Origin of the sequence: Sphingomonas crocodyli, from assembly GCF_004005865.1 — a bacterium.
Taxonomy (GTDB): Bacteria; Pseudomonadota; Alphaproteobacteria; order Sphingomonadales; family Sphingomonadaceae; genus Rhizorhabdus; species Rhizorhabdus crocodyli.
Genome location: NZ_SACN01000001.1, coordinates 245,539 through 266,908, shown reverse-complemented (window position 1 = coordinate 266,908; position 21,370 = coordinate 245,539). Strand labels below are relative to the sequence as shown.

The following is a 21,370-nucleotide window of genomic DNA, read 5'->3' as shown; positions in this document are numbered from 1 at the left end:
CCGCGCGCCGCAAATCGGCTAGCGGCACGAACATGACCGCGCCCCAGTTCGATATCGTCGCGATCGGCAATGCGCTGGTCGACGTGCTCAGCCACCAGGAAGACGAATTCGTCGTCGTGCGCGGCATCACCAAGGGGCTGATGGCGCCGATCGCGCCGCAGCGTGCCGTCGTCCTCCACCGCGAGATGGGGATTTGCGAGGAGGTGAGCGGAGGTTCCGCCGCCAACACGCTTGCCGCCCTTGCCGGGGCCGGTGCGCGCTGCGCCTTCGTCGGCCAGGTCGGCGACGATCGGCTGGGCAAGCTGTTCGCGGACGATCTGCATCGCCATCATATCGGCTTCGACGTTGCCCCCTTGCCCGACGTGCCGACGGGCCGCTGCCTGATCATCGTCCATCCGGATGGCCACCGGACGATGAACACCGCGATCGGCGCGTCCGAATATCTGCCGCCCGAATCGCTCGATGCGGCGCTGATCGCGAACAGCGGGATCCTCTACGTCGAAGGCTATATGTTCCGCACAGAACAGCCCCGCGCCCGCGCGATCGAGGCGATCGGGGTGGCGCGCGAAGCGGGGCGCAAGGTGGCCTTCACCCTCTCGTCCGAATTCTGCATTTCGCAGCATGGCGACGAATTCCGCGAGCTTATCGCCGATGGGCTGATCGACATCCTCTTCGCCAATGACGGCGAATTGCGTGCGATCACCGGCATCGCCGATTTCGATGCGGCGCTGGCGCATCTGGGGCGCCAAGTGCCGCTGCTGATCGTCACCTGCGGGCCGGATGGCGCCGTCGGCATGACGGGGGGCGAGCGGGTCGATGTTCCCGCCGAGCCCGCCGGGCCGGTGGTCGACACGACGGGGGCAGGCGATGCCTTTGCGGCGGGCGTGTTCGCCGGGCTGATCCGGGGCGAGACGTTGCCCGTCGCTCTGCGGATGGGATCGATCGTCGCGGGGGAAGTCATCACTCGCATCGGCCCCCGCTTCCGTGAGGGCGAGGACGTCGCCGCTTTGATCGCGGAGCGGATGGGGCGCTAACCCCACCCGCTCGCGCGATTATCAGTTCACCGGCGGAACCGGCGGCGGCGGGATGCCGGCATCGTCTTCGTGCGTCTCGATCACGCCGCGGCCGACATGGCTGCGCGAACGGCTGTAGCCGAAATAGACGCCCAGGCCGATCACCGCCCAGATCACGAAGAGAATGATGCTCTTATGATCGAGGCTGACGAACAGATAGACGCAGCCCAGGATCGAGATCGGCGCGGTGATGTTCACCAGCGGCGTGCGGAACGGGCGATGGCGGCCCGGATCGGTCCGGCGCAGCACCATCACCGCGATCGACACCGCCGCGAAGGCGAACAATGTGCCGGAGTTGGAGATGTTGGCCAGCTGCCCGACCGGGAAGAAGGCCGAGAACAGCACCACAAACACGCCGGTGATGATCGTGATGACGTGCGGCGTGTGGAAGGTCGGGTGAATCTTCGAGAAGGCACGCGGCAGCAGGCCGTCGCGGCTCATCACGAAGAAGATGCGGGTCTGGCCGAACATCATCATCAGGATGACCGAAGGCAGCGCCAGACCGGCGGCGAGGCCGAGCAGGTTGCCGATCTGCGGCCAGCCGATTTCACGCAGCGTGAAGGCCAGCGCCTCCTTCGAACAGACGACGTCCTTGAAGCCTTCGGCCGCACGCGCGGCACATTGCTGCGCCAGTTCGCGGCTGCCGGGTTCCAGCACCGCGCCGGCGGCATCGACTACCGGCTGGGTGCTCAGCCCTGGCGCGCCGATCACGCCGGCGGCGACCAGCATGTAGAAGATCGTGCAAATGGCGAGCGAGCCGATCAGGCCGATCGGCATGTTGCGCTGCGGATTCTTGGTTTCCTCGGCCGCGGTCGAAACCGCGTCGAAGCCGACATAAGCGAAGAAGATCGACGCCGCCGCCATCGAAATGCCGACGAAGCCGGTCGGCGCGAAGGGCGAGAATTGCGGCGTGTTCATCACCGGCACGGCCAGTACGATGAACAGGGTCAGCGCGGTCACCTTGATCGCGACCAGCACGGCGTTGACGGTCGCGCTCTCCTTGGTGCCGATCACCAGCAGCCAGGTGACGAGCGAGGCGATCGCCATTGCGGGCAGGTTGATCAGCCCGCCGTCGAACGGCCCCAGCACCAGCGAGTCAGGTATATGGATACCGAAGCTGTGCTGGATCAGGCCGACCACATAGCCCGACCAGCCGACCGAAACGGCGCCCGCGGCCACCGCATATTCGAGGATCAGCGCCCAGCCGACCAGCCAGGCGATCAGTTCGCCCATCACGGCATAGCTGTAGGTGTAGGCGGAACCGGACACCGGCACCATCGACGCCATTTCGGCGTAGCAGAGCGCGGCGAAGGCGCAGACCACGCCGGCGATGATGAACGATACCATCATGCCGGGGCCGGCCTTCTGTGCGGCTTCGGCGGTCAGCACGAAGATGCCGGTGCCGATGACGGCGCCGATGCCCAGCATCGTCAGCTGGAAGGCGCCGAGAGAGCGATGGAGCGATTTCTTCGCTGCGGTTTCAAGAATGGCGTCGAGAGGCTTTACGCGCCCGAAAATCATACGGAGTATCCCCGGTCGCCGGCGTCCCTAAGCGCCGACGGTCATGGGGTGGGGAGCCTAGCCGTCTTTTCGTGACGCGCAATAGCGCGCGGTGTCACGAAAGGCCGAGTCGTTCAGGCGTCGGGTATCATCATCGTGAACTGGCGCCCGCCGAAGATGTGGACGTGCAGGTGCGGCACCTCCTGATGGCCGTGCCCGCCGATATTGGCGAGCAGGCGATAGCCGGGCTCCACCAGCCCCGCCTCGCGCGCGACATGGCCCACCGCGCGAACGAATCCGGCAATCTCCGCCTCGCTGCCCTTCGCGCTGAAATCGTCCCACGAAACATACGGCCCCTTGGGGATCACCAGGATGTGAACGGGCGCCTGCGGGCGGATATCGTGAAAGGCGAGCGAGAAATCGTCCTCATAGACCTTCTTGCACGGCAGTTCGCCACGCAGGATCTTCGCGAAGACATTGCCGTCGTCATAGGGCTGGGTGGCGTCGATCGGCATGGCGGCTCCTTCAATCCTTGGGGCGGCTGTTCTTTTCAGCGATGCCGGATACGCCTTCGCGGCGATCGAGTTCGGCCATCACGTCGGCGATCGGCACGCCCGATGCGCCGAGCAGCACCATCAGGTGGAACAGCAGGTCGGCGGCCTCGCCGGTCAGTTCGGCCTTGTCGCCGCGCATCGCGGCGATCACCGTCTCGACGGCTTCTTCGCCCAGCTTCTGCGCGATCTTGGGCATGCCGCGCGCGTTGAGCTTTGCGACATAGGAGGATTCGGGGTCGGCGCCGCGGCGGGCGGCGATGGTCGATTCGAGCCGGTCGAGGGTCGCGGTCATGCGCTCCCCAAAGCGCATGGCGCCGTTTCGGTCAATCGCGACTTACTTGTTGCCCTTGCGGCGGCTGGCGATCGCGAAGCGGCCGATGATCAGGCCGGCGGTGCCGATCATCAGCATCACGATCGCGCTCGGCTCGGCCAGCATGTCGGCGAACGAGTTCTTCGGATTGGCCAGTGCGGCCCAGGCGGGGGTCGCCAGCGCGTTTACATAAGCGATCAACGCCAGTCGCGCCGTGATCTTTTCGAGAACCATCATCTTCCCCCCAACACGCCTTGCAGATGTTAACGCAAGCGTCATGCCAGAGCGGAAAAAGGGCGGATTTGCGGGCTTGTTTCGAAAGCCCAATATTAACCATGTAAGATATTCCGACAGCTTGGCTGCGGATCAGCTGCGGACGGGCAGCCCCGCCTGCCGCAAAGCATTGCGCGCCTCGGCCACGCTATGCTTGCCGAAATGGAAGATCGAGGCGGCCAGGACTGCGCTTGCATGGCCTTCGGTGACGCCCGCGACCAGATGGTCGAGATTGCCGACGCCGCCGCTCGCGATCACCGGCACGTCGACCGCATCGGCGATCGCGCGGGTCAGCGCGAGGTCATATCCGTCGCGCGTGCCGTCGCGGTCCATCGAGGTCAGCAGGATTTCGCCCGCGCCCAGCGAGGCGAGGCGTTTCGCATGTTCCACGGCATCGATGCCGGTCGGCTTGCGCCCGCCATGCGTGTAGATTTCCCAGCGGCCGGGGCCGACATTGCGCGCATCGACCGCGCCGACCACGCATTGCGCGCCGAACCGCTCGGCCATCTCCGCACACAGTTCGGGCCGGGCGACCGCCGCCGAATTGACCGCGACCTTGTCCGCGCCCGCCAACAGCAGCGCGCGCGCATCGTCGACGGTGCGCACGCCCCCGCCCACAGTCAGTGGCATGAAACAGACCGCCGCCGTGCGCGCGACCACGTCGATGATCGTGCCGCGCCCCTCATGGCTGGCGGTGATGTCGAGGAAGCAGAGTTCGTCGGCCTGCGCCGCATCATAGACCTTCGCCTGTTCGACCGGATCGCCCGCATCGGCCAGATCTACGAAGTTGACCCCCTTCACCACGCGGCCGCCCGCGACATCGAGGCAGGGAATGATGCGGACGCGGACGGTCATCCCTTCGCTACCCGGATCGCCTCGGCCAGATCGAGCCGCCCGTCATAGAGCGCGCGGCCGGTGATGACGCCTTCGATCCCGTCGATCGCGTGTGGTGTCAGCGCCTCGATATCGGCGATCGATGCGACCCCGCCGCTCGCGATCACCGGGATCGATGCATGGCGCGCAAGCGCAACGGTCGCCTCGACATTGCAGCCCTTCAGCAGCCCGTCGCGACCGACATCGGTGAACAACAGCGACGCGACCCCCGCGTCGGCGAAGCGATCGGCAAGGTCGTAGATGCTGACGGTCGAGACGTCGGCCCAGCCATGCGTCGCGACGAAACCGTCGCGCGCATCGACGCCGACGACGATCTTGCCCGGCAGCGCGCGCGCGGCCTCCTTCACCAGATCGGGATTCTCGAGCGCGGCGGTGCCGATGATCACCCGCTCGACCCCCAGATCGAGCCAGCGATCGATCGCGGCGCGGTCACGAATGCCGCCGCCCAGCTCGACCTTGCCCGGAAAGGCATCGAGGATCGCTTCCACCGCCTCGGCATTCACCGCGCGGCCGGCGAACGCGCCGTCGAGATCGACGACATGGAGCCAGTCGGCCCCCGCTTCGGCGAACTTGCGCGCCTGATCGGCGGGATCGTCGCCATAGACGGTCGCGCGCGCCATATCGCCTTCGGCCAGGCGCACGACCTGCCCGCCCTTGAGGTCGATCGCGGGAAAGACGGTGATGCTCATTCAGGGTTTCCAGGCAAGGAAGCGGGCAAGGAAAGCCAGACCATAAGCCTGGCTCTTTTCCGGGTGGAACTGCGCGCCAACGATATTGTCGCGGCCGACTGCGGCGGTCAGCGTCGCGCCATGCGTCGTGGTCGCGAGGGCGTGTGCGGGATCGGCCACGTCATAGGCGTAGCTGTGGAGGAAATAGGCCTCGCCGGGGACGATCAGCGGATGTGCCTCGGCCGGCACCACGTCGTTCCAGCCCATATGCGGCACCTTGATCGCGGGCTCGGTCGGCTCGATCAGCCGCACGTCGCCGCCGATCCAGCCCAGACCAGGGGTCGATCCATATTCGTGGCCTGCGTCCGCCAGCAGCTGCATTCCCACGCACACGCCCAGGAACGGCGCGCCACGCGTCAGCACCGCCTCGCGCAGCGCCTCGACCATGCCTGGGATTGCCTCGAGTCCCCCCATGCACGCGGCGAAGGCGCCGACGCCGGGCAGGATGATGCGATCGGCGGTGCGGACCAGATCGGCGTCGGCGGTGACGGTGGGATCGCCCCCCGCCGCCCGCAACGCATTCTCCACCGACCGCAAATTGCCCGCGCCATAATCGATCAGCGCGATCGTCACGTCAGAGCGTGCCCTTGGTCGACGGGATCGAGTCGGCCTTACGCGGATCGATCTCGGTCGCGACGCGCAGAGCACGCGCCAGCCCCTTGAAGCAGCTTTCGACGATGTGGTGGTTGTTCGAACCGTAAAGATTTTCGACGTGCAGCGTGATGCCCGCCGACTGCACGAAGCTGTGGAACCAGTGTTCGATCAACTCGGTATCCCATTCGCCCAGGCGCGGCATGTTCAGCGCCACCTTCCACACCATCCACGGACGGCCCGAAATATCGAGCGCGACGCGCGTCAGCGTCTCGTCCATCGGCGCATAGGCATGGCCATAGCGGGTGATGCCGCGCTTCTCGCCCAGCGCCTTGGCCAGCGCCTCGCCGATCGCGATCGCGCAATCCTCGGTCGTGTGGTGCTGATCGATGTGCAGATCGCCGTTCACCTTCACGTCGAGGTCGATCAGCGAGTGGCGCGACAGCTGTTCGATCATATGATCGAGGAAGCCGATTCCGGTCGACACCGTATAGGTGCCGGTCCCATCGAGGTTGAGTGCCACCGAAATATCGGTTTCGCTGGTCTTTCGCGTGATCGTCGCGGTGCGCATCGCGTGCCTGTCCCCCGGGCGTGTCTGGCGCCGCCGCCTATAACGGGTCGACGCCGCACTGCAACGCACGACTTGACCCGGCGGGCGGGGGCGTTCACCTAAAGCGCCATGAGCGACCAAGCGCCCGACAGCCTGATTCCCTATGACGAGATCGTCCAGGAGGCGCTGCGCGCCGTTGTGGGCCGCGTGCTGGGCGAGGTCGAAAGCGCGGGCGGGCTGCCCGGCGAGCACCATTTCTACATCACGTTCAAGACAGGCGCGCCGGGAGTCGACATCCCCAAGCACCTCGTCGAACGTTTCCCGGACGAGATGACGATCGTCATCCAGAATCGCTTCTGGGATCTGAAGGTGAAGCCCGACGGGTTCGAAGTCGGCCTGTCGTTCAATCAGGTTCCGGCCAAGCTGATCATCCCGTTCGGCGCGGTGACGGGCTTCGTCGATCCGGCGGTCAACTTCGCGCTGCAGTTCCAGGCGCAGGCCGACGATGAAGACGAGCCCGAGCATGAGACCGCGGGTAACGACGCGCCGATCGCGACCCCGGTCGAGGACGGATCGAACGTCGTTTCGATCGATTTCACCCGCAAGAAGTAATCGCTTGGCCTGACGGCTGATCGTCCTATGTTGCGATCGATTCGCAAGTAGGAGATTCCCACATGGCTGATACGCGCACCGAAACCGACAGCTTCGGCCCGATCGAGGTGCCGGCCTCGGCCTATTGGGGCGCGCAGACCCAGCGATCGATCGGCAATTTTCCCTTTGGCGAGCGCGAACGGATGCCGATCGCGATCCCGCATGCGCTCGCGATCGTGAAGCAGGCGGCGGCGCGGGTGAATCGCCGGCATGGCCTCGACGCCAAGGTCGCCGACGCGATCGAGGCGGCGGCGGCCGAGGTGGTCGCGGGCAAGCTCGACGATCAATTCCCCCTCGTCATCTGGCAGACGGGTTCGGGCACGCAGACCAACATGAACGTCAACGAAGTGATCGCCGGCCGCGCGAACGAGGCGCTGGCGGGCAAGCGCGGCGGCAAGGCGCCCGTTCATCCCAATGATCACGTCAATATGGCGCAATCATCAAACGACAGCTTCCCGACCGCGCTACACATCGCGGCGGCGCGGACGGTGCAGGACCGCCTCTATCCGGCGCTCCAGCGGCTGACCGACGCGATCGAGGCGAAAGTGAAGGCGTGGGACGGCATCGTGAAAATCGGCCGCACCCATTTGCAGGATGCGACTCCGCTGACGCTGGGGCAGGAATTTTCGGGCTATGCCGCGCAACTGGTGGCTGGGCGCGAGCGGATCGAGGCGGCTGCGGCGGGCGTGCTGCTGCTCGCGCAGGGTGGCACGGCGGTCGGCACGGGGCTGAATACGTCGCCGGGTTTCGATGTCGCGGTCGCGGCCGAGATCGCCGATCTGACCGGCCTGCCGTTCGTAACCGCGCCCAACAAGTTCGAGGCGCTGGCGTCGAACGATGCGCTCGTCCATCTGTCGGCTGCGCTTTCAACGCTGGCGGTTTCGCTCACCAAGATCGCGAACGATATCCGCCTGCTGGGATCGGGGCCGCGCTCGGGCCTCGCCGAACTGATGCTGCCGGAAAATGAGCCGGGCAGCTCGATCATGCCGGGCAAGGTGAACCCCACCCAGTGCGAGATGCTGACGATGGTGGCCGCGCAGGTGATTGGAAACCATCAGGCGGTGACGATCGGCGGGCTTCAGGGCCATCTCGAACTCAACGTGTTCAAGCCGTTGATCGGCGCCGCGGTGCTGCGCTCGATCGATCTGCTCGCAACGGGCATGGAAAGCTTTGCCGAGCGCGCCGTCGACGGGATGGAGGCCGATGAGCGTCGGATCGGCGAACTGGTGGGTCGCTCGCTGATGCTTGTCACCGCGCTCGCGCCCGAAATCGGCTATGACAACGCCGCCAAGATCGCCAAGCATGCCCACCACGAGGGGCTGACCCTCAAGGAAGCGGGCCTGGCGCTGGGTCTGATCGACGAAGCGACGTTCGATCGCGTGGTGCGGCCGGAGGATATGATCGGGCGCTGATCGTCATCCCGGCGGAGGCCGGGATCTCAGGAGAATAGCGCGCTCACCTGCCCGCTGAGATCCCGGCCTCCGCCGGGATGACGTTATACCAGACTCTTCGAAACCTGTTCGAACACGTCCTTCGACAGGCCCGGCGTTGCGACGATGCGTTCCAGTTCGGCGCGCATCGCGGTCTGCGCGGCCTCGCCGAAGCGGCGCCAGCGGCCGAGCGGGGGGACAAGCTTCGCGGCGGTCTGCGGGTTGAGCTTGTCGACCGCCAGCACCATGTCGGCCAGGAAGCGATAGCCGCGCCCCGACGGATCATGGAACACCAGCTGGTTGGCCGACAGCGCGCCGACCAGCGATCGCAGGCGATTCGGGTTGTTCAGCGTGAAATCGGGATGATCGGCCAGGTCGATCACCTGATCCATCGTGTCGGGCCGCACCGACAGCGCCTGGGTGGTGAACCATTTGTCGAGCACCAGCCCATTGTCGCGATAGCGCGCGTAGAAATCGGAGAAGGCTGCGTCGCGTTCGGGCGCATAGACGTTCGAAAGGATGCCCAGCGCACCCTGCCGGTCGGTCATATTGTCGGCGGCGTCAAACTGCGCCTTGGCGATGCCGGGCACGTCGGTCGCCTTGCTGGCCATCATGAAGCCCAGCGAGACGTTGCGCAGCCGCCGCGCGCCCTTGGCCTGCGGGGTCTGTTCGAAGCGGTTCGCGCGGCTGCGGTCGTAAGCGTCGCGCCATGCGTCGGCCAGCGTGGTGCCCAGATCGCGGCGCAAAGCCTCACGCGCCTGGTGGATCGCCTGCGGATCGACAATCAGCATCTGATCGCCGATGAACCCTTCGGACGGCAGCAGCACCGCTTCGCCGATGAAGGCGCTGTCGAGCATCGGATCGGTCAACGTGCGCTGCACCGCCTCGATCACCGGGCCGTGATCGGCCTTGCCGTTGGCGACGCTGCCGACCAGCGTATCGAGCATCAGCTGCTGCATCGCTTCGTACCGCGCGAACGGATCGTCGTCATGTGCGGACAGGAAAGCGAGATCCGCAGCCGAACGATCCGATTCAATGATGACGGGCGCCGAAAAGCCGCGGTTGATCGACAGGACCGGCCGCTCGCCCACGCCCTCGAAGGTCACATCGAGCCGCTCATCCTCGAGCATCACGAGCCGTTCGCCGCCGAAGCTGCGCTGGGTCTTTTCGCCGAAGAGGTCGAGCCGCAGCGGGATCGGCATCGGCGCCTTGTCGGGCTGGCCCGGCGTCGCCGGCACGCTCTGCTCCAAGGTCAGGTGTGCCCGCCCGCTCGCGGCCTCGTGCGTCAGCGTCGCTTTCACGCGCGGGGTGCCGGCTTGCGAATACCACAAGCGGAAGCGCGACAGATCGACTCCGCTCGCCTCCTCCATCGCCAGCACGAAATCCTCGCATGTCGCGGCGGTGCCGTCATGGCGGGTGAAATAGAGGTCGGTGCCGGCGCGGAATCGCTGCGGCCCCAGCATCGTGTGGAGCATCCGGATGACTTCTGCGCCCTTATTATAGACGGTCGCGGTGTAGAAATTGCTGATCTCGATATAGCTTTCGGGCCGGATCGGATGGGCGAGCGGCCCCGAATCTTCGGGGAACTGCGCGGCACGCAGGCCCCGCACATCCTCGATCCGCTTGACCGCGGGCGATCCCTGATCGGCCGAGAACGCCTGATCGCGGAAGACCGTGAAGCCTTCCTTGAGGCTCAGCTGGAACCAGTCGCGGCAGGTGACGCGATTGCCCGACCAGTTGTGGAAATATTCGTGCGCGACGACGCCGGCGACCGCGTCGAAATCAGCGTCGGTCGCCGTTTCGGGATCGGCGAGGACGTAGCGCGAATTGAAGATGTTGAGGCTCTTGTTCTCCATCGCGCCGAAGTTGAAATCGGCGACGGCGACGATGTTGAATTCGCCCAGATCATATTCGCGGCCATAGACCTTTTCGTCCCACGCCATCGACGCCTTGAGCGCCGCCATCGCGTGGCCGGTCTTGGGCAGGTCGGCCTCGGCTACCCAGATGGCGAGCTTGACCTCGCGGCCGCTCATCGTCGCGAAATGATCGACATTGGCCTTCAGGTCGGCGGCGACCAGTGCGAAGAGGTAGGTCGGCTTGGGGAAGGGATCGACCCAGCGCGCAAAATGCCGTCCGCCTTCCAGATCGCCCGATTCTTCCAGATCGCCGTTCGACAGCAGCACCGGGAAGCGCACCTTGTTCGCCTCCAGCCGCACCGCGTAGCGGCTGAGGATGTCGGGCCGATCGGGGAAGAAGGTGATGCGGCGGAAGCCCTCGGGCTCGCACTGGGTGCACAGCATGCCGGTGGAGGCATAAAGGCCCATAAGCTGGGTGTTCGCCTGCGGGCTGATCTCGACGACGGTTTCGATCACATGGGTCGCGCCGGTCAGGTCGATCATCAGATCGCCGCCCGCCATCCGCCAGGCTTCGTCATCGTCCGCACCGTCGATCGTGACCGAAAGCGCCGTCAGCCCATCGCCGTTCAGGCGCAGCGGGCGGTGGTGCGTGCCATTGCGGGTGACGTGCAGCCGCGCCGTCACGCGGGTCGCGGCGGGATCGAGCGCGAAGTCGAGTTCCACTTCGGGCACCAGCCAGTCGGGCGCGCGATATTCCTCGCGGCGGATCACGGGCGGGGCGGCGGTGGCGGATTGGGCGTCGAGCATGGTGCTGATCTAATCCTGGGTTGGGGCCGAAACAATGGTTTCGGCACAGGCTCAACGCGCTAAGGGGACGCGATGTCCTCGATCCTGATCTTCGGCCCCGGCTATACGGCGAGCCGCATCGCCGCTGCGTTGAACGCGCGCGGCTGGCGCGTGACCACGGTGGGGCGTTCGACGATCGACGACGATGCGGCGGTCGCCTCGGCCATCGCACAGGCGACGCATATCCTCTCCTCGGTGCCGCCCGACAGTGCGGGCGATCCCGTACTCGCGCGGCATGGATCGGCGATCGCGGCATCGGATGCGCGCTGGATCGGCTATCTGTCGTCCAGCGGAGTCTATGGCGACACCGGCGGCGCGTGGGTCGATGAGAGCGCGCCGGTCGGTGGAGGTCGGCGCAGCGCGCGCACCGAGGCCGATCTGGCGTGGCAGGCGCTCCACCGGCAAGTGCGCGTCTTCCGCCTGCCGGGCATTTACGGCCCAGGTCGTTCGCCGCTCGATCGGGTGCGGGAGGGGAAGGCGCATCGCATCGATCTGCCCGGCCAGGTGTTCAGCCGCATCCATGTCGACGATATCGTCGGCGGCGTGCTGGCCAGCGTGGATCGCGGTCCAGCGGGCGTGTTCAACATTGCCGACGATCGGCCCGTGCCGCAGAATGAAGTGATCGCCTGTGCCAGCGCGCTGCTGGGCGTCGCGCCGCCGCCGCTTCTGACGCTGGCCGAAGCGAAGCTGTCGCCCGCCGCTGCCGCCTTCTATGCAGAGAATCGCCGCGTCTCGGCAGGCAAGGCGCATCGCCTGCTCGGCTGGCGACCGCTCTATCCCGATTATCGCGCGGGCTTGGCGGCCCTTAACGCGATGACCAGCCCGACCAGCGCCAGCGCCGATCCCGCGACCGCCGGCAGCGACCATCGATAGCCTTCGAGGATCGTCGACAGGATCATCGCCACGATCGGCACCGTCACCCCCGAATAGGCGGCGCGCGCCGGGCCGATCTGCCGGATCAGGAAGAAATAGAGCGGGAAGGTCAGCGCCGATCCGAACAGGCCCAGATAGGCGGTCGACAGCGCGAAGGCGGGGGTGAAGGCCGAGGGCGGCAGCATCCCCGACCGGACAAAGCCCAGCGTCATCGCGGCCGTCGACGCGATCATCATCGCCCAGACCAGCACCGCGATCGGCGGCAGCGATCGGGCATAGCGGCTCGCCTGCGCGACATTGGCGCCCGATGAGAAAAGCAGGCCGATGATGGTCAGCGTGACGCCGATGATAGCGTCATCGGCATTGCCCTTCGCCACCGCCGCGATCTCGTTGGTGAACAGCATCGCCATGCCGACGATCGCGACGGCCGACCCGATCAGGAATTCGCGCCCCATCGGCATCTTCAGGAAGATGCGCGCCAGAATCGCATTGGGCACGATCAGCAGCGCGAAGAACATCGCGACCACCCCCGACGTCACATGCCGTTCGGCCTCGTAGATGAACAGGAAGCTCAGGAAGAACTGCAGCCCGCCGATGGCGGCGGCATAGGCGATGCCGCGCGGCGGCAGGCCCAAAGGTGCGCGGATCAGCAGCGACCAGCCGACCATCGCGATCGCGCCGATCAGCCCGCGCAGCCCCATCGCCCAGAACATGTCGACCCCGGCGCCGATCTGGTACCGGATCGCCGTCCATGTCGATCCGCCGCTCAACGTCACGATGACGAAGGGCAGGATGACGCGGCTCGGCACGATGCCGGGCGGCGCGGCCAGCGTGGGGGGCGGGGAAATGCTGTTCATGCGGCGGGCTTGCGCGCCCGAAGCGCGATCACGAGCCCGCCGAGTGCGAGCAGCGATCCGAACGCGGCTGGGATCGACCAGCGATAGCCCTCGAGCAATGTTGACAGGATCATCGCGATCACGGGTACGGCCACCCCTGAATAGGCTGCGCGGGCGGGGCCGATCTGGCGGATCATGAAGAAGTAGAGCGGGAAGGTGAGCGCCGATCCCAGCAGGCCCAGATAGAGGGTCGAGCCGATATAGAGCGGGGTTAGCGGCGTATCGGGCAGGCCGCCGCGCGCGAGCGCCGTCAGTATCGCGAAGCTCCCGCCCGCCGTCATGCCCCAGGCGAGCACCGCGACCGGCGGCAGCGCACGCACCCGCTCCGCCGCCTGCGAGACGTTGGCGGCCGAGGCGAACAGCAGGCTGATCATCACGAAGCCGATGCCCAACGCGGTTCGCCCCGATCCTTCGCGCGCAACCACCTCGATCTCGTGCGCGAAGAGGAGCGCCATGCCCGCGACCGCGATAGCCGATCCGATCAGGAATTCGCGCCCGATCGGCATCTTTAGGAAGATGCGGCCGAGTACGGCGTTGGGCACGATCAGCAGCGCGAAGAACATCGCGACCACGCCCGAGGTGATGTAGCGCTGCGCCTGATAGACGAAGACGAAGTTGAGGAAGAACTGGAAGCTGCCGAACACCACCGCATAGGTATAGCCGGCGGGCGGCAGGCGCAGTGGCTGGCGCAGGAAGGCGCCATAAGCGAACATCGCGATCGCGGCGGTGCCGAAGCGCAGCCCGATCGACCAGAAGGGATCGACCCCCGCCTCGATCTGATATCGGATCGCCGTCCACGTCGAACCCCAGATCAACGTTACGATGATGAAGGGCAGGATGACACGCGTCGGGACGACGCCGACGGGGGCGGGCGGGGCGATGCTGCTCATAGGGCCGCGATCGCCTGCGCAAGCGCCTCGATCTCGGCGGGCGGCTGATCCCAGCTCGTCACCAATCGTATCTCCCCCGGCGCCCAGTCGTAGAAATCGAAGCCCTGCGCACGTAGTCTTGCCGCTTCTTCGGGCGACATGCGGACGAACAATTCGTTTGCCTGCACCGGATGGACGAGGCGTCCTTCGGCTGCGCCTGCGATCCGCGCGGCGGCGGCGTTGGCGGCGCGGGCGTTGCGCAGCCAGACGTCGTTGTCGATCATCGCCAGGATCTGCGCAGCGGCGAAGCGGCCCTTGGAAAAGAGATGCCCGCCGCGCTTGCGGCGATAGCGCGCCTGTATCGCGAGTTCGGGGCGGAAGAAGATCAAAGCCTCGGCCGACATGCCGCCATTCTTGACGAAGCCGAAGCTGAGCACGTCGACCCCGCCGCGCCACGTGAGATCGGCGGGCGACGCACCGGTCGAAACCACCGCATTGGCGAAGCGCGCGCCGTCCATGTGGAAGCCCCAGCTGCGCGCCTTCGCGACCTCGCCGAGCGCCGCGACCTCTGTAGGTGAGTAGGCCAGCCCATATTCGGTCGCGTTGGTGATCGAAAGCGCGGCGGGCTGGGTCTGGTGGACGTCGTTACGAATCCCCGCGACCCGCGCGGTGACGGCGTCGGGCGTCAGCTTCGCGCCCTCGCCGCCGACCAGCAGCAGCTTCGCCCCGCCGGTATAGAACTCAGGCGCGCCGCATTCGTCCTCCTGAATGTGCGCCTGTTCGTGGGTGACGATCCCCTGATAGGGTTGGACGAGCGATGCGAGCGCCAGCGAATTGGCGGCGGTGCCCGTCGCGATCCAGAGCGCCGCAACCTCTGTTTCGAACAGATCGGAAAAGGCGCCGTCGAGCCGCTTGCTCAGCGCATCGCCATCATAAGCGGTGTCGACCGCATTGGCGCGGGCCAGGGCATCGAAGACTTCGGGGCAGACGCCGGCGGCATTGTCGGAAAAGAAGCGCATCGCCCCGCATCGCTTGGCGGCCGCAGCCAAGTCAATCGGGCTGCGTGCGACTCCGAAACCCCGTAGCGACCGCCACGACCAGGGCGATCTGCGCCGCCAGCATCGTCCACAGATGGTAACGCAGGTCCGAAGCCACGCTAAACACCGTATATCCAAGCCCGTAGCAGAGTGCCGAGGCGGCGAGCGCGGTCACGAAGCGCCGTTCGGCGAGCCACGGTGACAGGGCGAGCAGGACGGCCGCGCAAATAATCCAGACGAATGGTCGGCCGAGCGGCGACTGCGCCATCGCCCATCCGGCGTCTGAAACCGCCTTTGCCGAGGGGCGGACCGTGAAGGACAGGCCCAGATCGTTCGGCGCGCTCATCACATAGACCGCGTCGTTGGGGATGACCGGCGGCGCGACCCGCCAGTTGCGGTTGAGATGCGCGATGCGGTGCGCGGCATAGGCGCCGGGCGAGGTCAGGAACGCGTTGAGCCAGACGCCGACCCCGCTTTCGTCGGGCCGCGCGGTCCAGCGGACTAGGCTCTCCTCGGGCGCGGCGCAGGTCTCCTGATCCTGAAGGCCGTAAAGGCTGGGGTCGTAGCAATGCGCGGTGTAGCGTTTCGCCTCCTCGTCGCTGAGCAGCGGATAACCGTTGGTGCCACCATGCGCGACGATTCCCGCCAGATCGAAATTGACGAGGCTCAGGAAGGGTTGCGATCGGTGGGGCTTCAATGCCCGTACGTTGATCAGGTTGCTCGTGATCGCGAGACCGCCCAGCGCGGCGACCAGCAGGCTCAGGATGATCCACGGCCGTCGTGTCCAGCGTGTCGGCAAGGCGAGCAGCAGCAGGGGTGCGGCGGCGAACAAGGCGTTGAAGCGGGTGGCGGCGGCGATGACGATCAGCACGACGGCGCCGATTCGCCCGGCGGTCCACCCACGCCACAGCAGGGCCGCCGCCATCGTCAGCAGGCAGGCGAGCAACGTATCCTTCAGCAGCGCGCCGACCTGCCCAAACGAGATCGGCAGGAGGCCCACAAGCAACAGCGCGATGCCGGCCGCCAGCCCCGTCTTGCGCCGCAGCCGATCGGCGATCAGCGCGATGCCGCCCCAATAGAGCGCGGCGTCGAACAGCAGATAGCCGGCACCACCCGGCGCCACGCGTAGCAATTGTCGCCACAGCCAGGCCGTGACCGGCGGATGCCAGTCGTCATATCGGCCGGTCAGCGCCTGCCCATATTGCAGGACTCCATCGGGAGTGACGACACCCCAGCGGAAGATCGCGATCTGGACGATGGCGAAGATCGCCGCCAACGCCGGGACGACGAACGGGGCGGCTTTGTCAGGCCGCATCCACCCGGCCCGATCGTTCGAGCTTGCCCCAGCCCACCTTCGGTCCGCGCATCGCCTGCGCAATCGCCTTCAACACGACATAATACATGATCTGGCGATAGCCGATCCGCTGCGGAATCAGCAGCCACAGCAGCCGCCACTTCTCGCGCCGTTCGAGCGCGAAGGCGATGAAAGCGGCCAGCAGATCGATCGCGGTGAAGACGAGCCAATAGGTCAGCATCTTGTCGATATCGGTCTTGGTCTGCGCCCAGCCATGCTGCTCGACCGAGATCCACGTGCCCGCGATGCTGACGATCAGCGCCAGATCGATCACCGGCGATATGGCGGCGAGCAGGATCTGGAAGATGATCGCCTGCGGCAGACCGATCCGCGCCAGCCCCTTGGGCTTGCCGCTGCGGATCGCGTCGCGATGCTTGAACAGGCATTGCAGCGTGCCATAGGCCCAGCGGAAACGCTGTTTGGCGAGCGCAGCGAAGCTTTCGGGCGCCTCGGTCCATGCGACCGCGAACTGATCATAATCGACGCGCCATCCCGCGCGCTGGATCGCGATCGTCAGATCCTGATCCTCGGCCAGCGTATCGGGCGGATAGCCGCCTACCTCGCGGATCGCCGCCAGCCGCCACGCGCCGACCGCGCCGGGCACCACCGTGATCGCATCGAGCCGCGCCAGCGCGCGCCGCTCCAGATTCTGTGCGGTGATATATTCCAGCGCCTGCCAGCGGGTGACGAGGTTGACGCGATTGCCCACCTTCGCATTGCCCGCCACCGCGCCCAGCTTCGGATCGTCGAACCAGCGCGCGAGGCGCGCGATCGTCGTCGGCTCGAACTGGGTATCGGCGTCGAGCGCGATGACGAGGTCGGAGCGGACCAGTTCCAACCCCTTGTTGAGCGCGCGCGCCTTGCCGCCATTTTCGAGGGTGAGCAGGCGGACGCGATCGTCGCCCGCGAACGTCTCCGCGACGATTGCGGAGGTGCGGTCCTTCGATCCGTCGTCGATCACGATCACCTCGATCTTCACCTCGCGGCTGTCGAGCACGCGGCGCACCGATCGTTCGATCACGCGCTCCTCGTTGAAGGCGGGGATCAGCACGGTGACGAAGCGATCGGGGTCGATTGGCGGGAACACCGTCTTCTGCTCCCGCCGCGCCTGCCACAAAGCGAGGCCCGACAATGCGATGGCGCGCACTATGCCGACGGTGATCGCCACCCCAAAGATCCATTTGAGCGCGATGACGATCCCGCCCAGTGCGCTGAACATCGCCAGATCGGCCTCGGCCGCGAAGCGATCGCCCTTGGAGATCGGCGGATTGACTGCGGCGTGGCTCAGCCCCGCCAGCGTCGAGACCGGAACGAAGCGATAGCCGCGCGCGCGCAACTCGCGGATGATGATCGGCAGCGCCTCCACCGTCTGCGCGCGATCGCCGCCGGCATCGTGGAGCAGGACGACATTGGCGCTGTAATCGTCGCGTGCGCCCTCCACCCCGTCGATCGTGCGCTGGACGATCTGATCGACGCCGGGGCGCATCCAGTCGTCGGGGTCGACGTGCAGGCCCACCGAGAGGTAGCCGCGATTCTGCGCCTCCTCGATCGGCACGATTTCGTCGGCGGTGGTCGGCTCGGCATCGCCGAAATAGGGCGCGCGAAACAGGCGCAGCGACCGGCCGGTATAGGCCTGAAACAGCCGCTGGTTGGCGTTCAGCTCCAGCGCGGTTTCGCGCGGGGTGGCATTGGCCAGATTGGGGTGGGTGTAGGTGTGGCTCCCCACCTCATGCCCCTCGCGGATCACCCGTTCGATCAACGGGCGCTGCGTCAGCGCATTTTCGCCGACCATGAAGAAGGTGCCGGGAACGCGATTGGCCTTCAGGATGTCGAGCACCTTGGGCGTCCACACCGGATCGGGCCCGTCGTCGAAGGTGAGCGCGATCATGCCGGGGCGGTGGCCGGTCCGCTCGATCTGATAGGGGCTGGGCAGCCGATCGAAGCGAACGTCGGTGATTGCCCCTGCCTTGTCGGTGGTGACGATACGATGACCGGGCACGGGCACCGCCCCGATCCGCAATATCTCGCCCGTCCCCTCGATATCGACATTGGTGCCGGCGGGAATATTCTCGATTGCGGTCGCGGGGGGCACGCGCCCTTTGCCGCGCCCGAACATCGTCCAGATCGACGGATCTTCGGTCCCCAGCCGCCACAAAGCGGTGGCGTTGAGGCCGAGGCGCTGGAGCGCGGTCAGCTGCGCGCGCATCGCGGCGGCATCGAGCAGCCAGATGTCGTGGCGGGCATTGCCTTCCTGATAGGCGAAGCCGCTGTTCGCGCTGGCTTTGTCGAAGCGGACGTCCACGCCCGATTCACGCGCCGTCAGCCACACATCCTCGACCGAATGGGCGACGACATCGCCGCCCTTCTGCCAATCATAGGCATAGGAGCCGAGCGCCACGACCACCTTGGCCGGCGGCAGCCCGCGCACTGCGCGCGCGACCGAATTGGCGAACCACGGCGTGCTCGCGATCGGGCCGGGATCGCCGACTTCGGAATGCTCGTCATAGGCCATCAGGAACAGCCGGTCGGTGACCTTCGCATAGGCCTTCAGATCCCACGCCTCGTCGGCGACGGGCGCCGCGATCGATACGATCATGTTGCGCGGGGCAAGGCGGGCATGCGCCTCGGCCAGGAAGGCGCGATAATCGGCGTGGGCACTGTCGGGCAGTTCCTCGAAATCGAAGAAGACGCCGCGCGCCTGATTGTCGATCAGCAGCCTTTCGACCCGATCGAGCGTCCGCGTGCGGGCGGCGGGATCGTGGAGCAAGGCCGCGATCCCGCCGCCGTCCCATCCGCCGTCGAGCGCGTTCTGCACCATCGGCATCAGTTTCGGCCGATGATGCGCGCGGCTCAGCACCGCCTTGCCACGCGTGTCGGGGAAGCTCGTCACCTTGTGATCCGGCCCGGTGATCGAAATCCAGCCGGGGATCACCCAGTCGACATCGTCGACATGCCGCGCGAGCGAGGCCGAGGATGCATCGTCCCACGGCGCGTGGAAGGCATAGCTTTCGGGGGGCAGGCCGGTGGCGGGACGCGTGCCAGTCAGCGATCGTTCGAAATCGCGCCACAGATGACGGATGCGCCGCCCGCCGTCGCGGACCACAGTGTCCTTGCCTGAAGTCGGCTTGATCGGCGGGCTGTCGACCGCGAAGGGCAATGGGGGCTGTGGCTGCACCTCGACGATCGATCCGAAGAAGATGCCTGCCGACAGCACCACCAGCCCGACGAACGCCGCGATGGCCAGCGCGAAGCGACGGCGGCGGCGGCCCGAGGCATCGTAGAATATCGGCCGATCGTCCATTCCGCGCCCGTCATATGTCAACGCAACCCGCGAGGTTAGAGGCGCGTTGGACGGCTTAATCAAGAGGATGAAGAGAGGGGCCGAACATGGGCCATATGGTGATCACCGGGCTGCAATATTATGGCGCGGTGGCGGGCGCGATCGCGGCGCTGATCGTGTCGCTCGATCTGGGGCGGCGCTGGACCGGGATCGGCTTCGTCATCTTCGTCACATCGTCGATCGCGCTGATCCTGTGGGGCTTTCTGGGGCCAGAGGCGAAGGGGATCGGGGTGCAGAATATCGTCCTGTTCGCGATCAACCTGATCGGCGTCTATCGCTACCTGATCCGCAAGTCGGGCGATCAGGACCAGGGGCCGTCCTTGACCACGATATAGCCTGCATTGGCGATCGCCAGCGCCGCCAGGATGATGCGGTCTGCGCCCGTCCAGCCACCACCCACGCGCTTTGCCTGCACCAGGGCGATGGCGGCGAGCGCGACCAGCGGCGGGATCGCGGGATAGGCCAGCCGGGGCGACTGGAAGCCGACGAAGATGAAGAAGCCCAGCGACAGCCCGCTGGCGAGCAAAGGCGCCGCGAGTAAAGGCCGCAGCCCCGCCCACCACTTGTCAAAGGCCGCGCGCCCATGCCGCGCCGCATGGGCTGCCGCGAACAGGACGAAGATCAAGGGGGGAATCGTGTAGAGCAAAGCGTGGCGGATGAAGAACCACGACATGGTCCACACCGCCGTCACGAAGGTCGCTGGGCCAGCCATTGCAGCGTTCAGAACCCAGACGAACTCGTCATATTTCTGCGCTTCGATGACGTAATAGGATCCGACCAGCAGGCGCACCAACGCTCCCCAGCCCAGCGTCGGCACGGCGAACAGCAAGGCATAGGCGACTACCATGCCGATATTGTGGATCGGGGTTTTCGCCGGGCGCTTGAACAGCGCGATCAGCAGCGCGCCGAACAGGATCATCGCATTGGCGTATATCAGCATCGCTACACCCGCGACGGCCGCGATCGCCAGCCCCATCCGCATCGCGGGCGGCCGGGCGATGATGATGCAGGCGACCATCGGCACCAGGATGTTGAGCATCTGCGTATGCGGGGACCAGAGGAACGCCTTGCTCACGTCGTTCGCGAACAGGATCGTGCCGGCGCAGATCACCGCGAAGCCGGCGGCTCGAACCGATCCCGGCGCCGTCAGCCGCACGAGCACCAGCCAGCTTGCCAGCACGCAGGCGACGTTGATCGTCAGATAGGCGAGGTAGGTGGCGAGCATGTTCTGCAGCCCGAACTCCACCTTGCCCGCGCCGCGCGGATTGGGGCCGCCATCGGTCGGCACCAGCGGCTGGAGCAATGCAGCGACCGGCTTGAACACCCAGGACAGAGCATAAGCGCCCGCGACGAACAGGGGGCGCGACTGGCGGGCATTGCCAACCTCCATCAGCCCCGATGGCGCATAGCCCAGCCGCATGAACTCGGCCGAATCGCAGTTGAGGAGAAGGCGGACGTTGGGCGCGACCTGAATGTTGATGACGCACAGTTCGCGCTGGCGTTCGAGCGGCATCGGCGCGCGGATCAGCAGCAGGGCCATGAAGCCGAGGAGCAGCGCCGTGAACGGCGCCAGGATCCGGATATGACGGCGGATCACGCCCCTTTGGTGCGGGGCCGCGATGGTTTCAGGCTCGGCTGACAGGCGCGGATCCTTCCAGAGACGGAAGGCCAACTTGCTTCAGGACTTTGGAAAAGGCCAGCCCGGCGAGGATGCCCGCCCGCCGAAGCGGACGGGCATCCCGTGG

20 protein-coding genes are annotated in these 21,370 nt (G+C 66.4%); 5 read left to right on the top strand and 15 right to left on the bottom strand.

Annotation, left to right across the window (positions count from 1 at the left end; genetic code table 11):
• Positions 1 to 32: 32 nt before the first annotated feature.
• Positions 33 to 1,034, top strand: a complete 1,002-nt coding sequence (locus EOD43_RS01345; protein ID WP_127740360.1) for an adenosine kinase — start codon at positions 33 to 35, stop codon at positions 1,032 to 1,034.
• Positions 1,035 to 1,055: 21 nt separating this feature from the next.
• Here the strand turns inward: EOD43_RS01345 and EOD43_RS01340 are convergent, their stop codons facing one another.
• The 8 genes from EOD43_RS01340 to hisB all read right to left on the bottom strand — a co-directional run bounded on the left by EOD43_RS01340 (position 1,056) and on the right by hisB (position 6,494).
• The gene (locus EOD43_RS01340; RefSeq protein WP_127740358.1) at positions 1,056 to 2,594 is read right to left on the bottom strand and encodes an amino acid permease; all 1,539 of its coding nucleotides are present in this window, start codon (positions 2,592 to 2,594) and stop codon (positions 1,056 to 1,058) included.
• Positions 2,595 to 2,707: 113 nt separating this feature from the next.
• Positions 2,708 to 3,088, bottom strand: a complete 381-nt coding sequence (locus EOD43_RS01335) for a histidine triad nucleotide-binding protein (protein WP_127740356.1) — start codon at positions 3,086 to 3,088, stop codon at positions 2,708 to 2,710.
• 10 nt (positions 3,089 to 3,098) lie between these two features.
• Entirely contained in the window at positions 3,099 to 3,419 is a 321-nt protein-coding gene (locus EOD43_RS01330) for a phosphoribosyl-ATP diphosphatase (RefSeq protein WP_127740354.1), read from the bottom strand.
• Between the two features lie 42 nt (positions 3,420 to 3,461).
• Complete coding sequence (locus EOD43_RS01325) at positions 3,462 to 3,674, bottom strand: hypothetical protein (RefSeq protein WP_127740352.1); 213 nt, start codon at positions 3,672 to 3,674, stop codon at positions 3,462 to 3,464.
• A gap of 129 nt (positions 3,675 to 3,803) precedes the next feature.
• Positions 3,804 to 4,565, bottom strand: a complete 762-nt coding sequence (hisF, locus tag EOD43_RS01320; protein ID WP_127740350.1) for an imidazole glycerol phosphate synthase subunit HisF — start codon at positions 4,563 to 4,565, stop codon at positions 3,804 to 3,806.
• A complete protein-coding gene (gene hisA, locus EOD43_RS01315) occupies positions 4,562 to 5,293 on the bottom strand; it encodes a 1-(5-phosphoribosyl)-5-[(5-phosphoribosylamino)methylideneamino]imidazole-4-carboxamide isomerase (RefSeq protein WP_127740348.1) in 732 nt (243 codons plus the stop codon). Before hisA ends, hisF begins: the two co-directional genes overlap by 4 nt.
• Positions 5,294 to 5,905 (bottom strand): imidazole glycerol phosphate synthase subunit HisH, encoded by a 612-nt coding sequence (gene hisH / locus EOD43_RS01310; protein WP_127740346.1) that lies wholly within the window; start codon positions 5,903 to 5,905, stop codon positions 5,294 to 5,296.
• 1 nt (position 5,906) lies between these two features.
• On the bottom strand, positions 5,907 to 6,494 hold the full coding sequence (gene hisB / locus EOD43_RS01305) for an imidazoleglycerol-phosphate dehydratase HisB (RefSeq protein ID WP_127740344.1): 588 nt from the start codon (positions 6,492 to 6,494) through the stop codon (positions 5,907 to 5,909).
• A gap of 108 nt (positions 6,495 to 6,602) precedes the next feature.
• On the opposite strand from hisB, the gene EOD43_RS01300 reads away from it, so the two are divergent.
• Together EOD43_RS01300 and fumC are read left to right on the top strand one after the other, a co-directional pair.
• A complete protein-coding gene (locus EOD43_RS01300; protein ID WP_127740342.1) occupies positions 6,603 to 7,085 on the top strand; it encodes an SspB family protein in 483 nt (160 codons plus the stop codon).
• A 62-nt stretch (positions 7,086 to 7,147) separates the two neighbouring features.
• On the top strand, positions 7,148 to 8,536 hold the full coding sequence (gene fumC / locus EOD43_RS01295) for a class II fumarate hydratase (protein ID WP_127740340.1): 1,389 nt from the start codon (positions 7,148 to 7,150) through the stop codon (positions 8,534 to 8,536).
• Positions 8,537 to 8,619: 83 nt separating this feature from the next.
• On the opposite strand, the gene pepN is transcribed toward fumC, so the two are convergent.
• Positions 8,620 to 11,217, bottom strand: coding sequence for an aminopeptidase N (gene pepN, locus EOD43_RS01290; RefSeq protein WP_127740338.1), 2,598 nt, complete (start codon positions 11,215 to 11,217; stop codon positions 8,620 to 8,622).
• 72 nt (positions 11,218 to 11,289) lie between these two features.
• On the opposite strand from pepN, the gene EOD43_RS01285 reads away from it, so the two are divergent.
• Positions 11,290 to 12,129 (top strand): Rossmann-fold NAD(P)-binding domain-containing protein, encoded by an 840-nt coding sequence (locus tag EOD43_RS01285; RefSeq protein ID WP_127740336.1) that lies wholly within the window; start codon positions 11,290 to 11,292, stop codon positions 12,127 to 12,129.
• Here EOD43_RS01285 and EOD43_RS01280 read toward each other — a convergent pair.
• The 5 genes from EOD43_RS01280 to EOD43_RS01260 are packed head-to-tail and all read right to left on the bottom strand — an operon-like array spanning position 12,039 to position 19,586.
• Positions 12,039 to 12,986: a DMT family transporter gene (locus tag EOD43_RS01280; protein WP_127740334.1), complete on the bottom strand. Its 948-nt coding sequence runs from the start codon at positions 12,984 to 12,986 to the stop codon at positions 12,039 to 12,041. The two genes, EOD43_RS01285 and EOD43_RS01280, sit on opposite strands and share 91 nt — an antisense overlap.
• Positions 12,983 to 13,915: a DMT family transporter gene (locus EOD43_RS01275; protein WP_127740332.1), complete on the bottom strand. Its 933-nt coding sequence runs from the start codon at positions 13,913 to 13,915 to the stop codon at positions 12,983 to 12,985. Before EOD43_RS01275 ends, EOD43_RS01280 begins: the two co-directional genes overlap by 4 nt.
• On the bottom strand, positions 13,912 to 14,913 hold the full coding sequence (locus EOD43_RS01270; RefSeq protein ID WP_127740331.1) for a threonine aldolase family protein: 1,002 nt from the start codon (positions 14,911 to 14,913) through the stop codon (positions 13,912 to 13,914). The genes EOD43_RS01275 and EOD43_RS01270 overlap by 4 nt, the downstream gene beginning before the upstream one ends.
• 31 nt (positions 14,914 to 14,944) lie before the next feature.
• A complete protein-coding gene (locus tag EOD43_RS01265) occupies positions 14,945 to 16,246 on the bottom strand; it encodes a hypothetical protein (RefSeq protein WP_127740329.1) in 1,302 nt (433 codons plus the stop codon).
• Positions 16,236 to 19,586, bottom strand: a complete 3,351-nt coding sequence (locus EOD43_RS01260) for a glycosyltransferase (protein ID WP_127740327.1) — start codon at positions 19,584 to 19,586, stop codon at positions 16,236 to 16,238. Before EOD43_RS01260 ends, EOD43_RS01265 begins: the two co-directional genes overlap by 11 nt.
• A gap of 95 nt (positions 19,587 to 19,681) precedes the next feature.
• Between EOD43_RS01260 and EOD43_RS01255 the strand changes: the two genes are divergently transcribed.
• Positions 19,682 to 19,960, top strand: coding sequence for a hypothetical protein (locus EOD43_RS01255; protein WP_127744568.1), 279 nt, complete (start codon positions 19,682 to 19,684; stop codon positions 19,958 to 19,960).
• Here the strand turns inward: EOD43_RS01255 and EOD43_RS01250 are convergent.
• Positions 19,927 to 21,222 carry a hypothetical protein gene (locus tag EOD43_RS01250; RefSeq protein WP_127740325.1) on the bottom strand — a complete coding sequence of 432 codons (1,296 nt, stop codon included), beginning with the start codon at positions 21,220 to 21,222 and terminating at the stop codon, positions 19,927 to 19,929. The two genes, EOD43_RS01255 and EOD43_RS01250, sit on opposite strands and share 34 nt — an antisense overlap.
• Positions 21,223 to 21,370 lie beyond the last annotated feature (148 nt).

Excerpts from the sequence above, each read along its gene's own strand:
- EOD43_RS01335 (WP_127740356.1), bottom strand. The coding sequence starts at position 3,088 with ATGCCGATCGACGCCACCCAGCCCTATGACGACGGCAATGTCTTCGCG.
- EOD43_RS01280 (WP_127740334.1), bottom strand. The coding sequence starts at position 12,986 with ATGAACAGCATTTCCCCGCCCCCCACGCTGGCCGCGCCGCCCGGCATC.
- hisB (WP_127740344.1), bottom strand. The coding sequence starts at position 6,494 with ATGCGCACCGCGACGATCACGCGAAAGACCAGCGAAACCGATATTTCG.
- EOD43_RS01325 (WP_127740352.1), bottom strand. The coding sequence starts at position 3,674 with ATGATGGTTCTCGAAAAGATCACGGCGCGACTGGCGTTGATCGCTTAT.
- EOD43_RS01270 (WP_127740331.1), bottom strand. The coding sequence starts at position 14,913 with ATGCGCTTCTTTTCCGACAATGCCGCCGGCGTCTGCCCCGAAGTCTTC.
- EOD43_RS01340 (WP_127740358.1), bottom strand. The coding sequence starts at position 2,594 with ATGATTTTCGGGCGCGTAAAGCCTCTCGACGCCATTCTTGAAACCGCA.
- pepN (WP_127740338.1), bottom strand. The coding sequence starts at position 11,217 with ATGCTCGACGCCCAATCCGCCACCGCCGCCCCGCCCGTGATCCGCCGC.
- EOD43_RS01345 (WP_127740360.1), top strand. The coding sequence starts at position 33 with ATGACCGCGCCCCAGTTCGATATCGTCGCGATCGGCAATGCGCTGGTC.
- EOD43_RS01300 (WP_127740342.1), top strand. The coding sequence starts at position 6,603 with ATGAGCGACCAAGCGCCCGACAGCCTGATTCCCTATGACGAGATCGTC.
- EOD43_RS01330 (WP_127740354.1), bottom strand. The coding sequence starts at position 3,419 with ATGACCGCGACCCTCGACCGGCTCGAATCGACCATCGCCGCCCGCCGC.
- hisA (WP_127740348.1), bottom strand. The coding sequence starts at position 5,293 with ATGAGCATCACCGTCTTTCCCGCGATCGACCTCAAGGGCGGGCAGGTC.
- EOD43_RS01260 (WP_127740327.1), bottom strand. The coding sequence starts at position 19,586 with ATGGACGATCGGCCGATATTCTACGATGCCTCGGGCCGCCGCCGCCGT.
- EOD43_RS01255 (WP_127744568.1), top strand. The coding sequence starts at position 19,682 with ATGGTGATCACCGGGCTGCAATATTATGGCGCGGTGGCGGGCGCGATC.
- EOD43_RS01265 (WP_127740329.1), bottom strand. The coding sequence starts at position 16,246 with ATGCGGCCTGACAAAGCCGCCCCGTTCGTCGTCCCGGCGTTGGCGGCG.
- EOD43_RS01285 (WP_127740336.1), top strand. The coding sequence starts at position 11,290 with ATGTCCTCGATCCTGATCTTCGGCCCCGGCTATACGGCGAGCCGCATC.
- EOD43_RS01275 (WP_127740332.1), bottom strand. The coding sequence starts at position 13,915 with ATGAGCAGCATCGCCCCGCCCGCCCCCGTCGGCGTCGTCCCGACGCGT.
- hisF (WP_127740350.1), bottom strand. The coding sequence starts at position 4,565 with ATGACCGTCCGCGTCCGCATCATTCCCTGCCTCGATGTCGCGGGCGGC.
- fumC (WP_127740340.1), top strand. The coding sequence starts at position 7,148 with ATGGCTGATACGCGCACCGAAACCGACAGCTTCGGCCCGATCGAGGTG.